General features: G+C 60.4%; 20 protein-coding genes and 2 pseudogenes. 7 read left to right on the forward strand and 15 right to left on the reverse strand.

The window, feature by feature from the left end; genetic code table 11:
• Positions 1–68: 68 nt before the first annotated feature.
• Positions 69–941 (forward strand): EF-hand domain-containing protein, encoded by an 873-nt coding sequence (xopAW, locus tag JFV26_RS08985; RefSeq protein ID WP_201191572.1) that lies wholly within the window; start codon positions 69–71, stop codon positions 939–941.
• 112 nt (positions 942–1,053) lie between these two features.
• On the opposite strand, the gene JFV26_RS08990 is transcribed toward xopAW, so the two are convergent.
• The 10 genes from JFV26_RS08990 to JFV26_RS09035 all read right to left on the reverse strand — a co-directional run bounded on the left by JFV26_RS08990 (position 1,054) and on the right by JFV26_RS09035 (position 9,827).
• The gene (locus tag JFV26_RS08990; protein WP_201191574.1) at positions 1,054–2,106 is read right to left on the reverse strand and encodes an AI-2E family transporter; all 1,053 of its coding nucleotides are present in this window, start codon (positions 2,104–2,106) and stop codon (positions 1,054–1,056) included.
• 69 nt (positions 2,107–2,175) lie between these two features.
• Positions 2,176–2,982 carry a DUF4892 domain-containing protein gene (locus tag JFV26_RS08995; RefSeq protein WP_201191576.1) on the reverse strand — a complete coding sequence of 269 codons (807 nt, stop codon included), beginning with the start codon at positions 2,980–2,982 and terminating at the stop codon, positions 2,176–2,178.
• A gap of 8 nt (positions 2,983–2,990) precedes the next feature.
• Positions 2,991–3,650, reverse strand: a complete 660-nt coding sequence (locus JFV26_RS09000) for a glutathione S-transferase family protein (RefSeq protein ID WP_201191579.1) — start codon at positions 3,648–3,650, stop codon at positions 2,991–2,993.
• A 50-nt stretch (positions 3,651–3,700) separates the two neighbouring features.
• Positions 3,701–4,555, reverse strand: a complete 855-nt coding sequence (locus tag JFV26_RS09005) for an alpha/beta hydrolase (protein WP_201191581.1) — start codon at positions 4,553–4,555, stop codon at positions 3,701–3,703.
• A complete protein-coding gene (locus JFV26_RS09010) occupies positions 4,552–5,358 on the reverse strand; it encodes an alpha/beta fold hydrolase (protein WP_201191583.1) in 807 nt (268 codons plus the stop codon). Before JFV26_RS09010 ends, JFV26_RS09005 begins: the two co-directional genes overlap by 4 nt.
• Before the next feature lie 287 nt (positions 5,359–5,645).
• Positions 5,646–6,089 (reverse strand): hotdog fold thioesterase, encoded by a 444-nt coding sequence (locus JFV26_RS09015; RefSeq protein WP_201191585.1) that lies wholly within the window; start codon positions 6,087–6,089, stop codon positions 5,646–5,648.
• 33 nt (positions 6,090–6,122) lie between these two features.
• Positions 6,123–7,790 (reverse strand): AMP-binding protein, encoded by a 1,668-nt coding sequence (locus tag JFV26_RS09020; RefSeq protein ID WP_201191587.1) that lies wholly within the window; start codon positions 7,788–7,790, stop codon positions 6,123–6,125.
• Positions 7,791–7,973: 183 nt separating this feature from the next.
• Positions 7,974–8,426, reverse strand: coding sequence for a phosphohistidine phosphatase SixA (sixA, locus tag JFV26_RS09025; protein ID WP_201191589.1), 453 nt, complete (start codon positions 8,424–8,426; stop codon positions 7,974–7,976).
• Complete coding sequence (locus JFV26_RS09030; protein WP_201191591.1) at positions 8,423–8,770, reverse strand: DUF4389 domain-containing protein; 348 nt, start codon at positions 8,768–8,770, stop codon at positions 8,423–8,425. The genes sixA and JFV26_RS09030 overlap by 4 nt, the downstream gene beginning before the upstream one ends.
• A gap of 31 nt (positions 8,771–8,801) precedes the next feature.
• The gene (locus JFV26_RS09035; RefSeq protein ID WP_201191593.1) at positions 8,802–9,827 is read right to left on the reverse strand and encodes an NAD(P)H-dependent glycerol-3-phosphate dehydrogenase; all 1,026 of its coding nucleotides are present in this window, start codon (positions 9,825–9,827) and stop codon (positions 8,802–8,804) included.
• A 196-nt stretch (positions 9,828–10,023) separates the two neighbouring features.
• Here JFV26_RS09035 and JFV26_RS09040 point away from each other — a divergent pair, with 196 nt between their 5' ends.
• From JFV26_RS09040 to JFV26_RS09065, 6 genes and pseudogenes are all read left to right on the forward strand, one after another.
• Entirely contained in the window at positions 10,024–12,147 is a 2,124-nt protein-coding gene (locus JFV26_RS09040) for a TonB-dependent receptor domain-containing protein (RefSeq protein ID WP_201191595.1), read from the forward strand.
• Positions 12,148–13,077: an ABC transporter substrate-binding protein gene (locus JFV26_RS09045; protein ID WP_201191597.1), complete on the forward strand. Its 930-nt coding sequence runs from the start codon at positions 12,148–12,150 to the stop codon at positions 13,075–13,077.
• A pseudogene (locus JFV26_RS09050) lies at positions 13,074–14,976 on the forward strand (ATP-binding protein). Before JFV26_RS09045 ends, JFV26_RS09050 begins: the two are co-directional and overlap by 4 nt.
• A 247-nt stretch (positions 14,977–15,223) precedes the next feature.
• A complete protein-coding gene (gene fabA, locus JFV26_RS09055; RefSeq protein WP_042560484.1) occupies positions 15,224–15,739 on the forward strand; it encodes a 3-hydroxyacyl-[acyl-carrier-protein] dehydratase FabA in 516 nt (171 codons plus the stop codon).
• Positions 15,740–15,750: 11 nt separating this feature from the next.
• On the forward strand, positions 15,751–16,971 hold the full coding sequence (gene fabB / locus JFV26_RS09060) for a beta-ketoacyl-ACP synthase I (protein ID WP_201191599.1): 1,221 nt from the start codon (positions 15,751–15,753) through the stop codon (positions 16,969–16,971).
• 400 nt (positions 16,972–17,371) lie between these two features.
• Positions 17,372–17,560 carry a hypothetical protein gene (locus JFV26_RS09065; protein WP_201191601.1) on the forward strand — a complete coding sequence of 63 codons (189 nt, stop codon included), beginning with the start codon at positions 17,372–17,374 and terminating at the stop codon, positions 17,558–17,560.
• 83 nt (positions 17,561–17,643) lie between these two features.
• Here the strand turns inward: JFV26_RS09065 and JFV26_RS09070 are convergent, their stop codons facing one another.
• The 5 genes and pseudogenes from JFV26_RS09070 to cysM form a co-directional block, all read right to left on the reverse strand.
• A complete protein-coding gene (locus JFV26_RS09070) occupies positions 17,644–18,186 on the reverse strand; it encodes a DUF2058 domain-containing protein (protein ID WP_201191603.1) in 543 nt (180 codons plus the stop codon).
• Positions 18,187–18,214: 28 nt separating this feature from the next.
• Positions 18,215–19,048, reverse strand: coding sequence for a nucleoside triphosphate pyrophosphohydrolase (gene mazG, locus JFV26_RS09075; RefSeq protein WP_201191605.1), 834 nt, complete (start codon positions 19,046–19,048; stop codon positions 18,215–18,217).
• A gap of 121 nt (positions 19,049–19,169) precedes the next feature.
• On the reverse strand, positions 19,170–21,413 hold the full coding sequence (relA, locus tag JFV26_RS09080; protein ID WP_201191607.1) for a GTP diphosphokinase: 2,244 nt from the start codon (positions 21,411–21,413) through the stop codon (positions 19,170–19,172).
• A gap of 122 nt (positions 21,414–21,535) precedes the next feature.
• Positions 21,536–22,887: pseudogene (rlmD, locus tag JFV26_RS09085) on the reverse strand (23S rRNA (uracil(1939)-C(5))-methyltransferase RlmD).
• On the reverse strand, positions 22,887–23,789 hold the full coding sequence (gene cysM, locus JFV26_RS09090; protein ID WP_201191609.1) for a cysteine synthase CysM: 903 nt from the start codon (positions 23,787–23,789) through the stop codon (positions 22,887–22,889). Before cysM ends, rlmD begins: the two are co-directional and overlap by 1 nt.
• Positions 23,790–23,953 lie beyond the last annotated feature (164 nt).

The raw sequence follows: 23,953 nt of genomic DNA on the forward strand, positions 1-23,953 counted from the left end.
ACAACTTGCCCCTTGAGGCTGCATAAGCCGGTGCACTCACCGGTTTTCCATCCCAAGGAGTGAGCCCAATGATCGGTAGCGTCAGCAGCAACTACACGAGCTATACCAGCACGAGCACCAGCAGCACGTCGGCCAACGCCGCGCGCCGCGCGCAGTTCCAGAAAGAACTGTTCACCAAGCTCGACACCAATGGCGACGGCACGGTGAGTCAGGACGAACTGAAGACCGCCCAGGCAGAGAAACCCGACAACCGCGTGTTGGCCGACCTGAGCAAGAACTTCACCAACCTGGACAGCGACAGCAGCGGCAGCCTGAGCAGTGAAGAAATGGCCGCGATGGCGCCACCTTCGCATTCGCAGGATCAAGCGCCCAACACTGACCTGGCCGACGCGCTGCTTGGCGCCCTGGACGCCAACGGTGACGGCAACCTCAGCAGTGATGAACTGAGCAAGGGCCTGACCAGCGCTGGCAGCACTGCTGACAGCACCGCGATCTTCTCGGCCCTGGACAAAAACCAGGACGGCACCGTCAGCAAGGACGAACTCGCCGCCGCTCTCAGCCCACCGCCACCGCCACCGCAGGCATCCAGCGATCAATTGTTCAGCCAACTCGATACCGACAGCGATGGCAGCATCAGCGCCACCGAACTGAGTAGCGCGTTACAGGCCAGCACCAGCACCTCAGCGACCTCGACTTCGACCTCAAACGCCACCGACACCAGCGCCGCGTTGATGAAGATTCTCGACAGCGACAGCAGCGGTGGCGTCAGCAGCGATGAACTCAAGGCCGCCCTGCAGGCTGGCCGCGAGAAAAGCAGCGACAGCGCTACCACTCAATCGACCGTCAGTGAAGCCCTGCAAAAAATGATCGCCAACCTGAGCAAGCAGTATTCGCTCGACAACGTGGCGAGCGCGGGCAAGTACCTGAACGTCACGACCTGAGGCAAAGCTTCGCGGGCCATCACAGACACAGAAAAACCCACTGACCTTCACAGTTTCAGTGGGCTTTTAAAGATCAAAAGATCGCAGCCTTCGCCAGCTCCTACATAGAAAATCAGCGGCGATCGTCAACCCGTGCCTGGCTTGTGCTCCAGTCGGTCAACAAGCTGTAGGCTACGGCCAGCAACGTCGGGCCGATGAACAAACCGATAAACCCGAACGCGATCAACCCGCCAAACACGCCCAACAGCACAATCACCAACGGCAAATTGCCGCCGCGACTGATCAGGTATGGCTTCAGCACGTTGTCCACACCACTGATAATGAACGTCCCCCAGATCCCGAGGAACACCGCCATCCCGTACTCGCCCTTCCAGGCCAGCCAAGCCGTGGCCGGGATCCAGATCAGTGGTGGCCCCATCGGAATCAGGCTCAACAGGAACGTCACGATCCCCAGCACCAAAGCGCCTGGAACCCCGGCGATCAAGAAGCCGATCAATGCCAGAATTGCCTGGGCCGCCGCCGTGCCGATCACTCCGTTGACCACCCGTTGCACCGTCCCGGCGACCAATTCGATGTAGTACCCGGCGCGGTCACCGATCAGTCGCTCCAGCAACCCACGAACAAACGCCGCCAATCGCGGCCCGTCACGGTAGAAAAAGAACACAAAGACGATGCTCAACGTCAGTTCGAGAATGCCACCGCCGATCTGTGCACTGCGCGCCAGCAACCAGTTGCCGACCTGGCCCAGATAAGGTTTGACTGCCAGCATCAGCGCCGCACCCTGCTCGTCGATGCTGTTCCAGAGCCCCACCAGGCGTTCACCAACCAAGGGAAGCGTACCCAGCCAGGCCGGTGCTTCCGGCAGACCGTCGACCTGCACATCCTTGATAAATACCGTGGCATCGCGCACATGGTCCGCCAGGTTGAACCCCAGCCACACCAACGGCACCGCCACCAGCAACATCCAGCCCAGGGTCAGCAACGCCGCCGCCAAAGATTCACGGCCATGGAGCCAGCGGGTCAGCAAACGCATCAGCGGCCAACTGGCAAACGCCAGTACTGCGCCCCAGAACAATGCCGACCAGAACGGCGCCATCACCCAGAAGCTCGCGCCAAACAGCACCAGGAGCAGAATCTGCACCAACAGCCGATCGTTATTGAGCATGTAAGGTCTCGAAAAAGTCAGTTCGCAAAAGAGTAGGCGAACGCGCGGGACGCGTTCGCCTGATGCAGCTTATCGCAACAATTCGATGTGCAGGCCAGCGCCTGGCGCGTTGCCGGTTTCCATCCGCGCCGCACGCACGCCCTGGGCGATCAGCGATTGGCGCCAGGCCTCGGCCTTGGCCCCGGAAACACTGACCCGCAGCGTGGTATCCAGGTTCAAGCCACGAGAAATCAAACGCAGCCAGGTGTCGTCGGGGTCGGCACTCAGTTTCGGGAAATCGAGCTCGCCGGTGCTTTTGAGCTGGCGAAGCAAGGTCGCGGACGTTGGCAACAACTCTCCCAGCGGCGCGGCGGCTTCAAATTGCTCGACGTGCAGGTAGGCTTTGCGATTACCGCGAGTGATGCTGTAGAGCGCCACCAGCGAATTGTCCTTGGGTGCCGCCAGCCGCAGCAACAAGTACGCCTGTTGATCATCGGCGCCAAACAGCTTGGCGTTGCCGAAGACTTCATTGGCCCACAGGCTGCTTTCGCCGCAATCGCGGGCCTGGCACCAGAACAGCAACTCGGCGCCCTGCTTCTGCAAGGCTTCGCGCGCAGCGGTAAACGCTTCGGTGGCAGAATGTTCCGGCGGCAGTTCGTAGGTCACCGAAGTGGTTTGCCCGCGGGCGCTGACCTGGCCGTCGAAACGCAACTGGCCGCTGATCTTGCGGATCGAGCCCAGCGGATAAATCCGCTCAAGCTCCACCGGTGGGCGAAAGTCGACGATCTCTGCATCGGCCAGGCGCGGCACGATGGGCAGGTCCTGGCTTCCCGGAACATCGGCGGCAAACAACAAAGGGCTGAAACAACACAATGCCAGCAGACTGAGTGATCGCATGGGCAGGCTCATCGGATCAGCATGGCCTGGGCACCCTTGACGATACTGGCGTCATCGATGTACTCCGGCACCAACAGACCACGCTGTACCGCCGGGCGCGCCTCCATGGTCGCCAACCACCGCTGCAAGGCGGGCAAGCCGTCCACTTCGACACCGGACCAGTCGTGACTACGCACCCACGGGAAGGTGGCGATGTCGGCGATGCTGTACTCGCCGGCCAGAAATTCCACAGTTTGCAAACGTGTGTCGAGCACTTCGTACAGGCGCCGGGTTTCATGCTGGTAGCGGTCGATGGCGCCCTGGAGTTTTTCCGGGAAATACCGGAAGAACACGTTGGCCTGGCCCTGCATTGGGCCGATCCCGCCCATCTGGAACATCAGCCACTGCAACACCACCGAGCGCCCCTTGGGGTCGGTGGGCATGAGCCGCCCGCTCAGTTCAGCGAGGTAAATCAGGATCGCGCCGGATTCGAACACGGCAAAATCGCCGTTGGCGCGGTCGACAATCGCCGGAATCCGGCCATTGGGGTTGATCTTGAGGAAGCCCTCGGACTTCTGTTCCTTTTTGTCGAAACTCAAGGCGTGCACCGTGTAGGGCAGGCCGAGTTCCTCGAGCACGATAGAGACCTTGTGGCCATTCGGGGTCGCAGCGGTGTAGAGATCTATCATGGTTGTCTCCCATTTCAACCCGCCCAGCCTCGACAGTTGCCCGGCGCAAGTCAAGGAACGGCGAAGAACCGATTGAAACAGTCTGCGACAAGGTCGGCGCCGGATTCGTCATTCAGGTGCAAATGATGGCCGCCTGGCAGCTGTTCACGGCTAAAGGGTAGACGCTCCAGTAACTCGGGATGTTTGGCGAGCATGCCGTCAGCCGCGACCACCAGTTGCGCAGGACAACTGATGCGCTGGACGAAAGCCATGGCCTGTTCTTGTGTCAGACGCAGCGGCGATGGCAGCGTCAGGCGGTTATCGGTACGCCAGGTGTAGCCACCCGGCACCGGCATCAGGCCCCGTTGCGCCAGCAGTTCGGCGGCTTCTCGACTGACCGCGACCAGGCCTTTCATCCGCGCTTCGATCGCCCGGTCGAGGGTGCTGTAGACCGGTTTGCGTTTCTCCCGCAGGTCCAGTTGCGCTTGCAGGGCCATGCCCATGCGCTCGGCAGCGTTTTCGCCTTTGTCGGTAGGAGGAATCACGCCATCAATCAAGGCCAGATGGGTGACACGCTCCGGCATCGACCCGGCAATGATCAACGAAGCAATCGCGCCCATGGAGTGCCCCATCAGCGCAAACCGCTTCAGGCCCAGCTGTTCGGCGACTTGCAGCACGTCGTGGGCGTAATCCCACATCGCGTAGCCGGCGCCAATCGGACGGTGCCCGGAATGGCCATGACCGGCCATATCCAGCGCAATGATGCGCAAGCCTTTGAGCTTGGGCGCCAGCCGGGCAAAGCTGTTGGCGTTGTCGAGCCAGCCGTGCAGGGCAATCACCGGCAAACCGTCCTCGGGGCCGAACAAATGCGCCGCCAGCTCGATGTGCGGCAAGCTCAGGCGGACTTCTTCGACAACGTGGTTCATGCGCAATCCTGTTGGTGGCGACCGTCCCAGCGGCTGAGTAGATCCTTCAGCAACATCGCGGTGTCTTGAGGACGTTCGAGGGGGAACATATGGCCGCCGGGCATGGTCAGCGACTCGCCCAACGGCATGCGCCCGACGGAACTGGCGTGGTGACGCATGACCACACGGCTGTTACGCCCGCGCACCACCGCCAGCGGCACTTTCAACTGTCGCGCACGGCCAGGGCTGGTGTGGGGCACGCCGCGGTAGATGCTGATTTCCGTGGCGGGGTCGAAGCGCAGGCGCAGCTTGTCGCCAACCTTGTGCAAGCCGTGTTGCAAGTAGGCGTCGAAGCATTCCGGGTCGAAACCGCGAAACAGGGTTTTGCCGGCAAAGTAACTGCGTGCGCTGTCCAGATCGGCGAACTCTTCGCGCCGACCCAAGGTGCGACCCGCCGGGGTCAGACGATCAATGAAACCGAAGCGCTTGGCGGCGAGGATCACCCATTGATCGGCGCGAGTCAGCACCGGCGAATCGAGCATCACCACGCCGCGGTACAACTCGGGGCAACGCAGGGCCGCATGCAAGTGCAGCACGCCACCGAAAGAATGGCCGACGCCCCAGACGGGTTCGGGTTGCTGCTTGAGGTGATGGATCAGTTCATCCACCAGGTTGTACCAGTTGTCATCCGCCGGGAAACGCGGGTCATGGGCGTGCTGCTCCAGATGCGTCACCTGATACTCAGGTGCCAACGCCGCGAACAACTTGCCGTAGGTCCCCGAAGGAAAGCCATTGGCGTGGGCGAAAAAGATCTGCTGCGACATACCGGTCAATCCATGGGCGAGAAACATGGGGTTGATTGTCCGTAAGACGGCGGCCTACAGCAATGACTGTAACTGACAGGAATAGTGACAGTCCGGCCAGGGCTATGACGCATGCCCCCTGTAGCAGCCTGCGTTCGGCTCATGTAGCAGCTGGCGAAGCCTGCGTCCGGCTGCGAAGCAGTCGCCAATCAAGATTACTCGGAGTATCCGATACACCGCGTACTCAGGTTTTACGACTGCTGCGCAGCCGGACGCAGGCTGCGCCAGCTGCTACACAGGGCCGCGTATCAACGGGAAGGCGGTGTTTCACCCAACGGCACCACCGCCATGGTCAACCGCGACACGCAACTGGCCTTGCCCTCATCACTGGTCAAGCGGATATCCCACACATGCGTGGTGCGACCAATGTGAATCGCCCTGGCCACCGCCGTCACCCGCCCGCTGCGCAAGCCGCGCAAATGGTTGGCGTTGATTTCCAGGCCCACGCAGTAAAACTTGCTGGCGTCGATGCACAGGTAACTGGCCATCGAGCCGACGGTTTCGGCCAGCACCACCGAGGCGCCACCGTGCAGCAAACCGTAAGGCTGATGCGTGCGATGGTCGATGACCATGCTCGCCGTCAGGGACTCGTCGTCGAAGGCTTCGAAGCGGATATCCAGCACTTCGCCGATGGTGTTTTTCTGGATCGCGTTCAACTGTTCGATGTTGGGAGCGGTACGCCACAGGCTCATCGCTGAGTTTCCTTTGTTGGTTTTGTTTGTCACTCAATCCTGCCACAGCACCGCTTCGTTGCGCTCGCTCCATTCTTCGAAACGGGCGCCATACGCGGCTTCGATCACGTTGCGCTTGATCTTCAGGGTCGGAGTCAGAAAACCGTTTTCCACCGCCCAACTGTCCTTGACCACCACTAACCGGCGCAAGCGCTCATGTTTGTCGAGGGCGCCGTTGACCTCTTCCAGGAGTTTTTCCAGGCTGGAATGCAAACTCGCGCGCGCCGTGCCAATGGCATCCTGCTGCCCGACTGCCGAGAGCACGCACAAGCCCAGCGGCGCACTCAGGCCATCACCGACCACGCACACCTGCTCGATCCGTGAATGCACCGCCAGGCGATTCTCGATCGGTGCCGGGGCCACGTATTTACCTTTGCTGGTTTTGAAGATTTCCTTCAGGCGCCCGGTCAGGCGCAGATTACCTTCGGCATCTTGTTCGCCTTTGTCGCCGGTACGCAGAAAGCCGTCTTCGGTGATGGTTTCGGCGGTTTTCTCCGGTTCCTTGAAGTACCCGAGCATGGTCGCGCCGCTGCGCACCATGACCTCACCCGACCCGGCAATCCGCACCTCGACCTCCGGGCAGGGCTTGCCGATCCAGCCAGGGTTGTACTCACCCGACCGGCCGATGTGCGAGTAACCACAGCTTTCGGTCATGCCATACACCTCCAGCACATCCAGCCCCAACTTGCGGTACCACAACAACAAGGTCTGCGGCACCGGAGCCGCACCGGACAAGGCGATGCGCAACGCATCCAGCCCCAGCCCGGCGAGGACTTTGTGCCCTACCCGCTTGCCGATGATCGGCAAACCAAGCAGGAAATCGAGGCGCTTTGCCGGAGTCTTGCTGTACACGCCCATCTGGAATTTGGTCCAGATGCGCGGTACGCCGAACAATGCGGTCGGCCGGGCGCGTTGCAAGTCGGTAAGAAAGGTGTCGAGGCTCTCGGCAAAGAACACGGTTTGCCCGGTATAGATCGACGCGAGCTCAACGAACATCCGCTCGGCAACGTGGCACAGTGGCAGGTAGGACAGCAGCCGATCCGACTCGTTAAGGCCAAACAGCTGCGTGCCGCGCGTCGTGGCGAAGCCAAGGTTGCCGAAGCTGTGCATCACGCCTTTGGGCAGGCCGGTGGTGCCGGAGGTGTAAATGATGGTCGCCAACTGGTCGGCGGCGGGTTTCGGGTCGTCCTGGATCGGCGAGCTCTTTTGCAGGTCATCCCAGCTGAAATCAAAGGTGCCGGGCGGGTGCAATGGCAGGCTGATGATCGGCAGGTCAGGGCTGACGCCACGGGACATGCCGGGCCAGTCATCGAGTTTGCCGATGAACGCCAGCGCGGCTTCGGAGTGATTCAATACTTGAGCCACGGACTCGGCGGTGAGGTTGGGGTACAACGGCACCGACACATGTCCGGCCATCCAGATCGCCAGGTCGGCGATGATCCAATGGGCGCAGTTTTTCGAGATCAGGGCGATGTGACTGCCTTGCGGCATTTCCCGGGCGCGCAGCCAATGTGCGGCGCAGCGGGCCTGATGGCCGACGTCGGCCCAAGTCAGCGTCTCGACCTGGCCGCCGCCCACCGGCTGGACCAGAAAGTGCTGGCGGGGATGACGGGCCTCACGCTCGTAGAACACGTCCAGCGGCAAACGAAAGGCAGCAGACATGCGACTTGCTCCTGTGTTTTTGGTCTGGAGCAAGCGTAGTCAACCAAGCAAGTGCTTGGTTAATTATTTATGGGTAAGGCAAGATCAAAAGATCGCAGCCTCGTTGCACTCGACAGCTCCTACATGGATTTCGCATTCCCCTGTAGGAGCTGTCGAGTGCAACGAGGCTGCGATCTTTTGCTTTTAAGGGTGTTTGATGCCGTTAAGCTTCATCGCCCCAGCCAGCGGCAAGTCGCCTTCGAGTTCCGCCAGGCCAGCCGTTTTTACCGCTTCCGGTTGCTGCACATGACCGTGCTGAAGGTAGCCCAACAAGTTGCCCACCAACGGGTTATGGCTGACCAGCAACGCGTAATCCACCGACACCAACTGCTCGGCCACCGCTTGCGGGCGGTTGTCCGGGGTCAGCCACTCGACGGTACGAATCTCCGGCTCAAAGCCCAAGGCCTCACGCACCAACTGCGCGGTCTGTTGTGCTCGCAGATAGGGACTGGCGTAGATCGCGCTGATCGGTTGCCCGATCAACTTGGCGGCGCTGCGCAGCGCCTCTTCGCGACCGTGGGCGGTCAGTGCCCGTTCGGAGTCGGGACGCGAGCCGTAAGGCTCGGCTTCACCGTGACGCAATACCCAGAGTTTCATAGCTTGGGTTCCTCATCTCGAACCGGATGCGGAGCAGGCGCCACCACGTGCGGCGCTTCACCTTCCGGTGTACGCGGCGCCGGCCAGTCGGCGAACGGCCAGGGCTTCTGGTCGCTGTGAAAGCTGCCGAACCGACCGATCTGGGCCAGGAACTGGCTCAGGCTGTCGCCGAAGTTCATCAGGCTGGCGCTCGGGGCGCCGTAGATCAAACGGTAGATCAACTGCACCAGCACGACCGCGCCGAGGATGAATTGCGCCACTTGCCAGACCAGCAAGAAAACGATCATCCACAGCACCCGCAGCAGGATCGATTCGTACTTGGCTTCTACTTTCGGTTCGTTCATGTCTCGTTCTCCCTGCCCGTAGATTGAAGACTCAGTTGAAACCGCTGGTGGAGATAAAGTCGACGTCGGTCTTCGGCTCGGCGCGCATTAACAGCCCGATCACCTGCTCCAGCGTGCGCCCTTCGAACAAAATCGCGTGCAGGCCGGCGACCAGCGGCATGTACACACCCACTTCCTGAGCCTTGGCCTTGAGCACTTTCAAGGTGTTCACGCCCTCGGCAACTTCGCCCAGGCGTGTCACTGCGTCTTCCAGGCTCAAGCCCTGGCCGAGGGCGAACCCGACCTGGTAGTTGCGACTTTTGGGCGACGAACAGGTGACGATCAAGTCGCCCACGCCCGCCAGCCCGAGGAAGGTCATCGGGTTGGCACCCTGATTCACGGCAAAGCGGGTCATTTCCGCCAATGCGCGGGTGATCAGCATGCTCTTGGTATTTTCACCCATGCCCAGCGCCACCGCCATGCCGGCAATGATCGCGTAGACGTTTTTCAACGCGCCGCCCAACTCCACGCCGAAGCGGTCGGCGCTGGCGTACACGCGAAAAGTACGACCGTGCAGTGCTTCCTGAACCCGTTGGCAGAGTTCTTCGTCTTCGCTGGCGACGACGGTGGCGGTCAGCGCGTGTTCGGCGATTTCACGGGCCAGGTTCGGCCCGGAAAGTACGCCGATGCGTGCTTGCGGCGCGATCTCTTCGAGGATCTCGCTCATCAGCTTGAACGTGTGGGCTTCGATGCCCTTGGTCAGGCTGACCAGCAGTTTGCCGCTCAAACGATCGGCAAAAGGCACCAACACCGAGCGCAGCGCGCTGGACGGCAGCGCGACGAAGCACAGGTCGCAGGCGTCCAGAGTGGCTTGCAGATCAGTGACTGCCGTAACACCCGGCAGAATCTTGATGCCTTTAAGGTAACGCGGGTTCTCGCGATTGACCCGAATGGCCTCGGCCTGTTCGGGGTCACGCATCCACTGCAAGACCTGATGTCCGTTCTCGGCCAGAAGATTAGCCACGGCGGTACCAAAACTTCCGCCTCCCAGGACCGCAATTGGGCGCTGTTCAGTCATATGCAATCCGTTAATCCATAGCAGTGGCGATGCCGGCATTATACGGAGCGGCCCAGTGGCGGCCAGCCCCAGCGTCAATTACCGACACTTGTAGGAAGAAGACCAACAAAACCGAGGAAAATGCCCGTAACGTGACTGGAAAAGTCACTGAGCTCGGTTAACATGCGCGCCAATTAATCGCTATCAAGGCTGTGTTGTGTCTTTTGGCCCGCCCTCACCTCGCTCGCCGCTGCTTCTGGCGCTGGTCTTCAGCCCGGCATTGCTGGCCGACGACCTGTTCCTGGACAGTGAAACGTTGCCGCAGGTGCTGACCGCTACGCGGCTGAAACAGTCGCCGGCGGCGGTGCCAGGAAGCATGACGGTGATCGACAGCGAACTGATCAACGCCAGCGGCGCCCGGGACATCAGCGAATTGCTGCGACTGGTGCCGGGCATGATGGTCGGCAACATTACCGGCAATCAGCCAGCGGTGAATTACCACGGTACCAATGCCAGCGAAGCCCGGCGTATGCAGGTGTTGATCGATGGCCGTTCGGTGTACCGGGCCGGCCTCGCCACGGTGGACTGGAGCGATATCCCGGTGGCCATGGAAGACATCGAGCGCATCGAAGTCTTTCGCGGGCCAAACACCGTCAGTTATGGCGCCAACGCGCTGATGGCGGTGGTCAACATCATCACCCGCAACCCCGCCGACAGCCATGGCACACGGCTGAAAGTCACCCAGGGCCAGCGCGGCATCAATGACTTTTACGCCAGCCAGGGCAGCGGTTGGGATGGCGGTGATATGCGCCTGTCGCTCTCCGGCCAGCAGGACGACGGCTTCGACTCGGACCGCACCGGCGCCGATTACCGCGACAGTCGACGTTTGAACCGCTTCAACCTCGCCGTCAGCCAGACGCTCAACGACAGTCAAGGCATCGACTGGCAATTGAACGCCAAGGACGGGACCAACCAGCGGCCCTATACCTACCGCCCGGTGTTTTCGGGAATTACCGCTGCCGGCAACAATTCCGACGTGATCGCCAAGGATTACGCCGGCTCGCTGCGCTGGAACCTGGACATCAATCCCGAGCACAGCCTCTATATCCAGGGTTCGGCGCAACACTGGGATCGCCAGCAGACCTGGCGTGCCTGTGACGCCGAAGTGTCGTTCAGCCCACAACTGACCGATTTGTGGCAACTCAACCCGAACTATGCCGAACGCCTGGCGCGCAATATGGAGCGCTACACCGGCCCCGGCGCACCAGCCGGCAGCCCGGTCGAACAGGCATTGGGCAATCAGGTGCTGGCCCAATGGAGAAACGGCGCCCGGCAAACCCTGTGCGGCGACATTGACCAAAGCGCCCGGGAGTCGCGCTACGACCTCGAACTGCAAGACACCCTGAGCCTGTCCGATAGTCTTCGGCTGGTCAGCGGCATGAACTATCGTTACGACCGGGCAGACTCCGAGACCTACTTCAATGGCACGCTCGACGACACCACCTGGCGTACGTTCGGTCAACTCGAGTGGCGCGCCAGCGAACACTGGTTGCTGCAGGGCGGTGCCATGTTCGAGGACTCGAAGCTGACCGGCAACTCGCTGACGCCACGGGTAGCGGTCAATTATTTGATCAACCCGCGCCATGGCCTGCGCGCGGTGTATTCCGAAGCGATCCGCTCCCCGGACATGTTCGAGAACAACGTGAACTGGAGTTATCAGGTGACCAACCTGCGGCCCAGCGCCTATGGCCAGACCAGTGCCCGCTATTTTGTGAAGACCCGCGGCCCCGGCGACCTCGACAAGGAGCGCATGCGTTCACGGGAACTGGGCTACAACGGCTACTTCGCCGAACTGGGCCTGTCGGTGGATATGAAGCTGTTCTACGACGAAATCACCGGCATGATCAGCGAGCCGTTGCGCAACAATCAGTACATTGCCAGCAACGCCAACAACTCGCGATTCAGCGGGACCGAAACCCAGTTCGACTGGCATGTCAGCAGCATCGATCGTCTGCGCCTGACCTATGCCTACGTCAATGCCAGGGCCAGCAACCCGCAGGACCAATTGCAGACTGCGCGTAACAGTGGTTCCGCCGGTTGGCTGCGCAATTGGGGCCGGGGCTGGAACAGCGCGCTGTTCTATTATGGTGACGATGCCCTGAACGGCTACCGTTTCGAACGGCTCGACACACGCATCGCCAAACACATCGGCCTGGGCAAGGCCAATCTGGAACTGGCAGGAGTGTTGCAGCAACGCCTCGACAATCAACCCGCCACCTTCGTCGACAACCATTACGACGAACGCCGAGTGCTCTACTTCAGCGCGGAGCTGGCGTTTTAGATGCAGCCTTCGTCACGCAAAACGCCAATCCTTGGCCGCCTGCTGGCCGGGTTGTGCCTGACCGTCAGCGGTCTGCTGTGCAGTCTGCCGGCCAGTGCCGCGGACATTCTGCTGACCGGCACCGAAGACAGCCCCGGCGTGCAATCCTTCACCCAGGCCCTGAGCGAGTTACGCCCCACCGACAGCGTGCACTTCAAGCCGCTGTCCAGCCTGCCGGCGCCGGGCAAACTGCCCAGCGGCACGCGCTTGATCCTGCTCGACTTACCGAGCCTCGACTGGCGCCTGCAAGACAGCCAGGGCCCGGCGACGCTGGTGCTGCGTATCAGCCGCCTGCAGGCGCGGCAACGGCTGAACAATCTGCTGCCATCCCATTTGAGCCTGCTGTGGAGCGATCCGCCGATTGAGCGGCAATTGCGCCTGACCCGGCTGATCCTGCCCCAAGTCCGCCGGGTCGGCGTGCTGTATGACCGGCACAGCGAATTCCTTTTGAAAGAACTGCGCCTGGCCGCGCTGCCCCTGGGCCTTGAGATCATCACGCAACGTTGGGAAAACACCAGCGACAGCCGTCCATTGCAGGCGCTGCTGAAAAACAGTGACGTGCTGCTGGGGCTGGACGACCCCGACCTGTACAACCCCAAAACCGCGAAAAACCTGCTGCTCAGCAGCTACGCACGACAGATGGCGCTGATCGGCCCCAACGCCGGTTTCGTCAAGGCCGGCAGCCTGACCAGCACGTACAGCGACCAGAGCGACTGGCTGGCGATTCTCGTCGATTTGCTCGGCCAGCCACCGAGCAGTTGGCCACGCACGCTCTACCCCAAACACTTCAAAGTCTTAAGCAACCCGCAAGTGGCTCGTTCATTAGGTATTGAACAGATGGATGAAGCATCGGTCGCCACCCAGTTGGCCGAAGGAGAACGCCGCCCATGACCTTCCGCCGTTGGGACATCAACACCCGGACCCAGATCATCAGCCTCGGCCCTGCCTTGCTGCTGACCTTGCTGCTGATCAGTTTCTTCACGTTCGTGCGGATCCAGGACCTGCGCCAGGAACTCAACCACACCGGTCAACTGATCGCCAACCAGCTGGCACCGGCCACCGAGTACGGCGTCATCTCCGGCAACAACGACGTGCTGGAAAGCCTGCTCAAGGCCACGCTTGCGACGCCCAATGTGCGTTTTCTGGAAATCCAGGACAACGCCAACCGGATTCTGGTGTACGTCGAGCAACCGTCCGGAATCCCACAACCGCTCGCAACAGGTTGAAGTGTTCCAGGCGCCGGTGCGGCTGCAACGCATCGCGCTGAACAACGACTTTTTCCAGAACACCCGCACCTCGGTCAGTGCACCGAGTGAGGATTACCTGGGGCGGGTGATCGTCGGCCTGTCCAGCGATGCCTTCAGCCAGCGCCAGCAAGAAATCCTGTTCAAGGCCGGGATCCTCGCGTTGTTTGCCCTGCTGTTTACTTTCCTGCTGGCCCGGCGCCTGGCGGGCAGTCTGTCGCAGCCGATCCGCGACATCGGCAACGCGGTCAAGGCGATCCAGAAAGGCGACTACACCACGCCGCTGCCGATCGTCGATGACACCGAACTGGGCGCCTTGTCGCAACACATCAACAACCTCGCCGAGGGTCTCGAACAGGCCAGCCGCGAACAGCATCAAGCGATGGCGCAGTTGATCCAGACCCGCGAAGAAGCGGAAAAGGCCAACAACGCCAAATCCGACTTCCTGGCGATGATGAGCCACGAACTGCGTACGCCGATGAATGGCGTGCTGGGCATGCTGCAACTGCTGGAAACCACCGGGATGACCGAGGAGCAGGTCGAATACGCGGCGCTGGCCTCGGAGTCCACCGAACACTTGCTCAAGGTCATCAACGACATTCTCGACTTCTCGCGCATTGAACGTGCAGAGCTGGAACTTGAGCATATTCCGTTCAACCTCGCGGAGCTGATCGGCAGTTGCGCCCAGTCCTTCCAGCACAGTGCCATGCAACGCAAACTCAACCTTGAGCTGTTGATCCCGCAAGACATGCGCGCCTTGCAGGTTCAGGGCGATCCGACGCGGATCCGGCAGATCCTGGTGAACCTGATCGGCAACGCACTGAAGTTCACCGAACAGGGTCGCGTGACCATCGAACCGCAGTGGCAATCGCTGGATCACGAACTGCTGTGGTTCACCTGCACGGTGCGTGACAGCGGCATTGGCATTTCAGCCGAAAGCCTGGAATTAATGTTCAACGCGTTCCAGCAGGCCGACAGTTCCATTTCAAGACGTTACGGCGGCACCGGGCTGGGCTTGCCGATTGCCCGCACCCTGGCCGAGCGCATGGGCGGCACGTTGCGGGCCCAGAGCGAAGAAGGTCGCGGTTCGGTGTTTACCCTGGAAATCCCCCTCGCCCTTTGTAAGCAGGCGCTGCCGGAGCTGGCACCGCCGCGCGTGCCGACGGGCAATGGCCACGGCGAAGGACGCAACGTACTACTGGTGGAGGATAATCCGGTCAACCAGACCGTCATCGAAGCGATGTTGCGCAGCCTGGGCTTTACTGTCAGCGTTGCCACCGATGGCGCGCAGGCAGTGCGCAGTGCCGAGAGCCTGATTTTCGAAGCCATTTTGATGGACTGTCGATTACCGATCATCGACGGCTACGAAGCCACCCGACAGATTCGCCAACTGCCCGGCTGCCTGGACGTGCCAATCATCGCCCTGACGGCCAATGCCTTGCAGGGTGACCGCGAAGCCTGCCTGTCGGCGGGCATGAACGATTACCTGGCCAAGCCCTTCAAACGGACTGATCTGCAGCAAATTCTGCAGCGATGGGTGCAGTAGAACTGTCCTTTCGGCTATCTGCGACTGGCGTGAAAGGCGAAAGTGCGGCAGTCTTAGGCACCCGAACAGGCCCGGAAAGGGGCTTGAATAATAATTTCAGTGCACAAGTGTACATTCGTGTCCTTGGTGCTGTGACTTTCACCACAACGCAATAGTCTATGAGTAGGCTGTCGACTCGAGGCATGAATGCTTCGATCGGCCGGGAAGATTCGCCCCACCTGCCGCACGGGACTATTGAGGAGCTCGCATGACCAAACAAAACGCCTTTACTCGGGAAGACCTGCTGCGCTGCAGTCGCGGTGAGCTATTCGGCCCAGGTAACGCGCAACTGCCCGCCCCTAACATGCTGATGGTGGATCGCATCACCCATATCAGCGAAGAGGGTGGCAAGTACGGCAAAGGTGAATTGGTCGCCGAGCTGGATATCACTCCGGACCTGTGGTTCTTCGCCTGTCACTTCGAAGGTGATCCGGTGATGCCGGGCTGCCTGGGTCTCGATGCCATGTGGCAACTGGTCGGCTTCTTCCTCGGCTGGCAGGGTCTGCCGGGCCGCGGTCGCGCGCTGGGTTCGGGCGAAGTGAAGTTCTTTGGTCAGGTCCTGCCGACCGCCAAAAAAGTTACGTATAACATTCAGATCAAGCGTGTCCTCAAAGGCAAGCTGAACCTCGCTATCGCCGATGGTTCGGTCAGTGTCGACGGCCGCGAAATCTACACCGCCGAAGGCCTCCGGGTCGGCGTGTTCACCTCCACTGAAAACTTCTAAGGGTTATCCGCATGCGCCGCGTCGTTATCACTGGTCTGGGCATCGTTTCGTGCCTGGGCAATGACAAAGAGACCGTCTCCGCTAACCTGCGTGCAAGCCGCCCTGGCATCCGGTTTAACCCGGAATATGCTGAAATGGGTCTGCGTAGCCAGGTTTCCGGCTCCATTGACCTTCCCCTCGAAGAGTTGATCGATCGCAAGATCTATCGCTTCGTTGGCCACGCGGCGGCTTACGCCTACCTGGCCATGAAAGACGCTATTGCTGACTCCGGCCTGACCGAAGAGCAAGTGTCCAACCCGCGTACCGGCCTGATCGCCGGCTCCGGTGGCGCCTCCACGCTGAACCAGATGGAAGCGCTGGATATCCTGCGCGAGAAAGGCGTGAAGCGCGTTGGCCCATACCGTGTAACGCGGACCATGAGCAGCACCGTTTCCGCGTGCCTGGCCACCCCGTTCAAGATCAAGGGCCTGAACTACTCCATCGCCTCTGCCTGCGCCACCAGTGCTCACTGCATCGGTAACGCCATGGAACAGATCCAGATGGGCAAGCAGGATGTCGTGTTCGCTGGCGGCGGCGAAGAAGAACATTGGAGCCAATCGTTCCTGTTCGACGCCATGGGCGCACTGTCCAGCCAGTACAACGAAACCCCGGAAAAAGCTTCCCGTGCCTACGACGCCAAGCGTGACGGTTTCGTCATCGCCGGCGGTGGCGGCATGGTCGTGGTTGAAGAGCTGGAACACGCTCTGGCTCGCGGCGCGAAGATCTACGCGGAAATCGTTGGCTACGGCGCAACGTCCGATGGCTACGACATGGTCGCTCCAAGCGGCGAAGGCGCCATCCGCTGCATGCAGATGGCCATGTCCACCGTCGACACTCCAATCGACTACCTGAACACCCACGGCACCTCGACTCCGGTCGGCGACGTCGCGGAAATGAAAGGTGTGCGTGAAGTGTTCGGCGCCAACGCTCCGGCCATCAGTTCCACCAAGAGCCTGTCGGGTCACTCCCTGGGCGCCGCCGGCGTTCACGAAGCGATCTACTGCATGCTGATGATGGAAGGCAACTTCATGGCGGGTTCCGCCAACATCGAAGAACTGGACCCGGAAGTGGCAGACATGCCGATCCTGACCAAGACTCGCGAAGACGCCACCATCAACACCGTGATGAGCAACAGCTTCGGTTTCGGTGGCACCAATGCCACGCTGGTACTGAAGCGCTGGGCTGGCAAGTAATACCCCGCCGCCTCGCAGTACACAAAAACGCCCCGACTGGTTCGGGGCGTTTTTTTTGCCTGGAAAATAGCCTCACCTTCATGCCTTGTAGGAGCTGCCGAAGGCTGCGATCTTTTGACTTTCAAGATCAAAAGATCGCAGCCTTCGGCAGCTCCTACGGGGTTTTGTGTTCAGCCCGAAGGGTGTGTAGGCAGTGAATTTGTTCATCGCGAACATGAAACTTTTGTCATTTAACTCAGCAGCCTGCGACCGAATGTCGCGTGTTTGGCGGGCTGCGGGACTTTTGCAGATTTCGCAAATATTCGTTACCGAACGAAAGCATTTACTTAGGAAGCTAACAAAATATATAACAGAGGCCTGCACACGCCTTAGTGCAGGTAACTGAGATTGGAGCTAGCAGATGACTGTAAAAGTAACTGAACGCGACGATTCACATATGTCCCATGAAGGCGTAGCTGCCGGTATCCGTATCTGGGACGTGCACCAGCAAGACATGTTGGTCGGAATGTTCCACTCCGAGACCGATGCCCACAACTACAAGTCTGAACTGGAAACACTGGAGCAAAAACACGAAGCGCGTTCCGCCTAGGCGCTCCACATAAGCAATTACAGCATTGAAAACGACAAACCCCGCCATGAGCGGGGTTTGTCGTTGTGACAGGCCTTAAAGGCTTACCACATCAGATCATCAGGAATCTGATAAGCGGCGTACGGATCATCCTCGACACTGACTTCTTCTGTCTTGACGTTCAGCTGCACGATCCGCTGTGGGTCGCGCTCCTGGATCTTCAGGGCCGCCTCACGCGGAATCACTTCGTAACCGCCAGCGTGGTGCACGATCGCCAGGAAACCATTGCTGAGCTGGTTGCGCATCAGCGTGTTGACCGAGATGCGCTTGACCTTCTTGTCGTCCACGAAGTTGTAGTAGTCCTCGGTGGTCAACTTCGGCAGGCGCGAGACTTCGATCAATTGCTTGACCTGCGCAGCGCGAGCCTTCGCCTCAGCCTTTTCCTGCTGCTGACGGTTGAGCTCCTGGTCACGCTTCACCTTCTCGGCCAAGGCTTCCTGAGCGAGGCGCTGCTGGGTATCGTCCTGTTCGATCTGGCCTTTGTGGACCAGCCGTTGCTGCTTCTGCTTGTCTTTGCCGACCTGTTTGGCCTGCTTTTGGTTGACCAGCCCTGCTTTGAGCAACTGGTCGCGAAGGGAAATGCTCATGGTGCTTATTTCTCACTTAGGCAACTGCTCAACCGCAGCTGGGCAAATTCTTTTCCTGACGTTTGGCTTCGCCCCACAAGGCGTCCAACTCTTCGAGGGTGCAATCTTCCATGGGACGGTGGGTGTCGCGCAATGCCTGTTCGATAAAACGGAATCGTCTTTCGAATTTGCTGTTGGCGCCGCGCAAGGCGGTTTCCGGATCGACCTTGAGGTGACGCGCCAGATTGACCACGGAAAACAGCAGATCACCGACTTCGTCGGCGATCGCCGCCGAGTCGTTGTCAGCCATGGCTTCAAGCACTTCATCGAGTTCTTCGCGGACCTTATCGAGCACCGGTAACGCATCCGGCCAGTCGAAACCGACCTGCCCTGCCCGCTTCTGCAACTTCGCTGAACGGGACAATGCCGGCAGTGCTGTGGGCACGTCGTCGAGCAAGGATAGTTGTTCCGGCGCGCAAGATTTCTCGGCGCGCTCTTCGGCCTTGATCTCTTCCCAGCGCTGTTTGACCTGCTCTTCGTTCAGACGCGGGACGTCCAGCGGCGCGTACAGATCGCCGGTGGGAAATACGTGAGGATGACGACGGATCAGTTTGCGGGTGATGCTGTCGATGACACCGGCGAATTCGAAGCGCCCTTCTTCCCGGGCCAGTTGGCTGTAATAAACCACCTGGAACAGCAAATCGCCCAACTCGCCCTGCAAGTGATCGAAGTCACCGCGCTCGATGGCGTCGGCAACTTCGTAGGCTTCTTCCAGGGTGTGCGGGACGATGGTGGCGTAGGTTTGCTTGATGTCCCACGGGCAGCCGAACTGCGGGTCGCGCAGGCGGTTCATCAGGTGCAATAAATCTTCAAGGCTGTACATCAATTTCTCTCGTTAAACCGGTCTCTGTAAGAGCTGCCAAAGGCTGCGATCTTTTGATCTTGCTCTTTAAAATCAAAAGATCGCAGCCTTCGGCAGCTCCTACAAGGAGACCGACCGCCGCTTATGGCGTACGGTTACGCCGGGTTTCGATGATGTTCGGCAATTGGGAAATCCGCCCCAGCAACCGACCCAACGCATCCAGCCCAGGAATCTCGATGGTCAGGGACATCAACGCGGTGTTGTCCTCTTTGTTCGAGCGGGTGTTGACCGCCAGCACGTTGATCCGCTCGTTGAGCAGCACCTGGGACACGTCACGCAGCAGACCGGAACGGTCGTAGGCGCGGATGATGATGTCCACCGGGTAGGTGAGCACCGGCACCGGGCCCCAACTGACCTGAATGATCCGCTCCGGCTCGCGCCCGCCCAGTTGCAGCACCGAGGCGCAGTCCTGGCGGTGAATGCTCACGCCGCGGCCCTGGGTGATGTAACCGACGATTGCGTCGCCCGGCAATGGCTGGCAGCAGCCGGCCATTTGGGTCATCAGGTTGCCGACGCCCTGGATCTGAATGTCGCCACGCTTGCCCGGTTTGTAACCGGTGGCTTTGCGTGGAATCAGTTCCAGCTGTTCATTGCCGCGTTCCGGCTCGACCAGTTGCTGCGCCAGATTGACCAGTTGCGCCAGACGCAAATCGCCGGCACCGAGGGCGGCGAACATGTCCTCGGCCGTCTTCATGTTGGCCTTTTCGGCCAACTTGTCGAAATCCACCGCTGGCAAGCCCAGGCGCGTGAGTTCGCGCTCGAGCAAGGTCTTGCCGGCCGCGACGTTCTGATCACGGGCCTGCAATTTGAACCAGTGAACGATCTTCGCCCGCGCCCGCGAGGTGGTGACGTAACCCAGGTTCGAGTTCAGCCAGTCGCGGCTCGGGGTGCCGTGTTTGCTGGTGATGATCTCGACCTGCTCACCGGTTTGCAGGCTGTAGTTGAGCGGCACGATGCGCCCGTTGATCTTCGCGCCACGGCAGTTGTGACCGATTTCGGTGTGCACGCGGTAAGCGAAGTCCAGCGGCGTCGAGCCTTTCGGCAAGTCGATGGCGTGACCGTCCGGAGTAAAGATGTAGACCCGGTCCGGCTCGATATCGACCCGCAGCTGTTCCGCCAGGCCACCGATGTCGCCGAGCTCTTCGTGCCACTCTAGGACCTGACGCAGCCAGGAGATTTTCTCTTCGTACTGGTTGGAGCCGGCTTTGACGTCGGTGCCCTTGTAGCGCCAGTGCGCGCAAACCCCCAGCTCGGCTTCTTCGTGCATGGCGTGAGTGCGGATCTGCACTTCCAGCACCTTGCCTTCCGGACCGATCACCGCGGTGTGCAGCGAGCGGTAGCCGTTCTCTTTCGGGTTGGCGATGTAGTCGTCGAACTCTTTCGGGATGTGCCGCCACAAGGTGTGGACGATGCCGAGCGCGGTGTAGCAATCGCGCATTTCCGGCACCAGCACGCGCACGGCGCGCACGTCGTAGATCTGGCTGAACTCCAGACCTTTGCGCTGCATTTTGCGCCAGATCGAATAGATGTGTTTGGCTCGGCCGCTGATGTCGGCATCGACGCCGGTGGCGGTCAGCTCATTCTTCAACTGACTCATCACGTCGGCGATGAAGCGCTCGCGATCCAGTCGCCGCTCATGCAGCAACTTGGCGATCTGCTTGTACTGGTCAGGCTCAAGGTAACGGAAGGACAAATCCTCCAGCTCCCATTTGATATGACCGATACCGAGGCGGTGGGCGAGCGGCGCGTAGATGTCGAAGACTTCACGGGCAACGCGGTTGCGTTTTTCGTCGTCGGCGGTTTTCACCGCTCGGATCGCGCAGGTGCGTTCGGCCAGTTTGATCAGCGCGACGCGAACGTCGTCGACCATGGCCACCAGCATCTTGCGCAGGTTTTCCACCTGGCCCTGAGTGCCCAGCACCAGGGATTGACGGGGGCTCAGGCTGGCGCTTATCGCCGCCATGCGCAACACGCCGTCGATGAGTTTGGTGACGACAGGACCAAAGCGCTGGCTAACCGCCGGCAACTGGATCTGGCCCTCGCGCACGCCGCGATACAGGATCGCGGCCACCAGCGAGTCCTGATCGAGTTTGAGGTCGGCGAGAATTTCGGCGATCTCAAGGCCCGTGCGAAAACTCGAGGTCCCTTCGGACCAGAGGTTTTTCGCCGCATTGGCTTGCTGTTCAGACGCACGAGCGAACTCGCACGCTTCTTTCAAGGCTTCGCGATCCAGTGCCTGATCGACAGTGACCGCGTGATCGAGCCAAGCCTCGAGATTGATACTGCCGTCGGTGTTGATCGGCTGGTGTGCTCTCACCTGTACCATCTTGCTTTACCTTCCCTACGACGCAGATTCAATGCGTCAAATCGCTGACCTTCATTGCCCGTGAGCCCGCGCCGGGCTGGAGCGCGGCTGCACAGGCGGCCAGTCGGACCAGACGAGCCGTCCTAGCTCGCTTCAAATAACGCCATGGCCTCGACATGTGCCGTTTGAGGAAACATATCGAGAATCCCGGCACGTTTTAACCGGTAGCCCTGCTTGATCAATTCGACCGTATCGCGCGCCAGAGTTGCAGGGTTGCACGACACATACACCAACCGTTCGGCGCCCAGGGACTTGAGCTTGCGCACGACCTCGAAAGCACCGTCACGTGGTGGGTCCAAGAGTACCGCACAAAAGCCTTCGCGCGCCCATTCGGCATCAGTCAAAGGCTGGGATAAATCGGCCTGAAAAAACTTCGCGTTATGCAGATTGTTGCTAGCGGCGTTTGCGGCAGCGCGCTCTACCATCGCTTGCACACCTTCCACCGCCACCACTTCGCGAACGGCTTTGGCCAGCGGCAAGGCAAAGTTGCCCAGCCCGCAGAACAGATCGAGGACGCGTTGATCGGCTTGCGGCTTGAGCCAGTCCAGCGCCTGGGCGACCATCGCTTCGTTGACCCCGGCGTTGACCTGGATGAAATCCCCCGGCCGATACGCCAGGTTCAAGTCCCACTGTTCCAGGCGATAACCCAGCTGTTGAGTGACATCGACCGGTTGCGGCTCACCATCGCCATGCAGCCACAACTGGGCTTCATGGAATGCGCAGAAATCTTTGAGGATCGTCATGTCGGCGTCCGACAACGGCGCCATGTGCCGCAGCAATACGGCCAACGACGACCCACTGAACAATTCCACATGCCCCAGCGCCTGAGGTTTGCTCAAGCGGCGGAGCATCTCCGGCAAGCGGGTCATGATCGGTTGCAAGGGCTGTACCAGCACCGTGCATTCGGTGATCGCAACGATGTCCTGACTGCCCGCCGCGCGGAAACCGACTTCGAGTTTTTTCGCCTTCATGTCCCAGCGCACCGCTACACGGGCGCGACGCCGGTAACCGAATTCCGGCCCGCTCAACGGCGCGGCCCACTCTTCGGGTTCGACGCCGGCGACCTTGGACAATTGCTCGGCGAGCATGCGCTGTTTCAGGGCGAGTTGTTCGTTGTGGGGCAGATGCTGCACGCTGCAACCGCCACAGCGACCGGCGTGCGGGCACGGTGCCGGGCGACGCAGTTCGCTGGCCTGGAACACCCGTTCGGTGCGTGCCTCGACCACTTTGCCGTGGGCACCGAGGACTCGCACCTCGACTTCCTCGCCGGCCAATGCGCCGATAACGAACCAGGTGCGACCTTCAAAAACGCGATACCGCGACCGTCATTCGCCAGGCGCTCGATGTTCAGGCGCTGTTTCTTGCCAGTCGGAATTTGCGGGGCCTTGCTGCCGCCCGCAGGTTGGAAGCGCAGGCCTCTCTCTTGCTTGGCCATCAGTTAGGCGCGTCGAAAATGCCGGTCGACAAGTAACGGTCGCCACGGTCGCAGATGATCGCAACGATCACCGCGTTTTCAACTTCCCGGGACAGGCGCAACATCGCTGCTACCGCACCGCCCGAAGACACGCCACAGAAAATGCCTTCTTCGCGGGCCAGACGACGGGTCACGTCTTCGGCTTCGCTTTGCGCCATGTCGACGATGCGGTCGACACGATCGGCTTGATAAATCTTCGGCAGGTATTCCTGCGGCCAGCGACGGATACCCGGAATCGCCGAACCTTCCATCGGCTGCAGACCGACGATCTGCACGTTGTCGTTCTGCTCTTTCAAGTAGCGCGACACGCCCATGATGGTCCCGGTGGTGCCCATGGAGCTGACGAAATGGGTGATGGTGCCCTCGGTCTGGCGCCAGATTTCCGGGCCGGTGGTGGTGTAGTGCGCTTGCGGGTTGTCCCCATTGGCGAACTGGTCCAGCACTTTGCCACGGCCTTCGGCTTCCATTCGCTGAGCGAGGTCGCGAGCGCCTTCCATGCCTTCTTCCTGGGTGACCAGAATCAGCTCGGCGCCATAGGCCGTCATCGCAGCTTTACGTTCGGCGCTGGAGTTGTCCGGCATGATCAGGATCATCTTGTAACCCTTGATCGCGGCGGCCATGGCCAGCGCAATTCCGGTGTTACCCGAGGTCGCTTCGATCAGCGTATCACCGGCATGGATCTGCCCACGCAACTCGGCGCGAGTGATCATCGACAACGCCGGCCGGTCCTTGACCGAACCCGCCGGGTTATTCCCTTCGAGCTTGAGCAAAAGGGTGTTGCTGGTGGCGCCAGGCAGGCGCTGCAAACGAACCAGCGGAGTGTTGCCGACGCAATCGGCGATGGTTGGGTACTGCAAGGTCATGGCGTATTCGCAATCCAGACTGCGGGGGCGCCTATCATACCGGCAAACGCTGGCAGGCCATATCACGCAAAGTGCGGTACTTATGGCTTATGGGAATAAGGGGCTGCTGCGCGACACTTCTTCTTTACGCAGGTCGCTTCGGCAACAAGCACTGCAGTGTGATT

Source organism: Pseudomonas sp. TH31 (genome assembly GCF_016650815.1).
Classification (GTDB): domain Bacteria; phylum Pseudomonadota; class Gammaproteobacteria; order Pseudomonadales; family Pseudomonadaceae; genus Aquipseudomonas.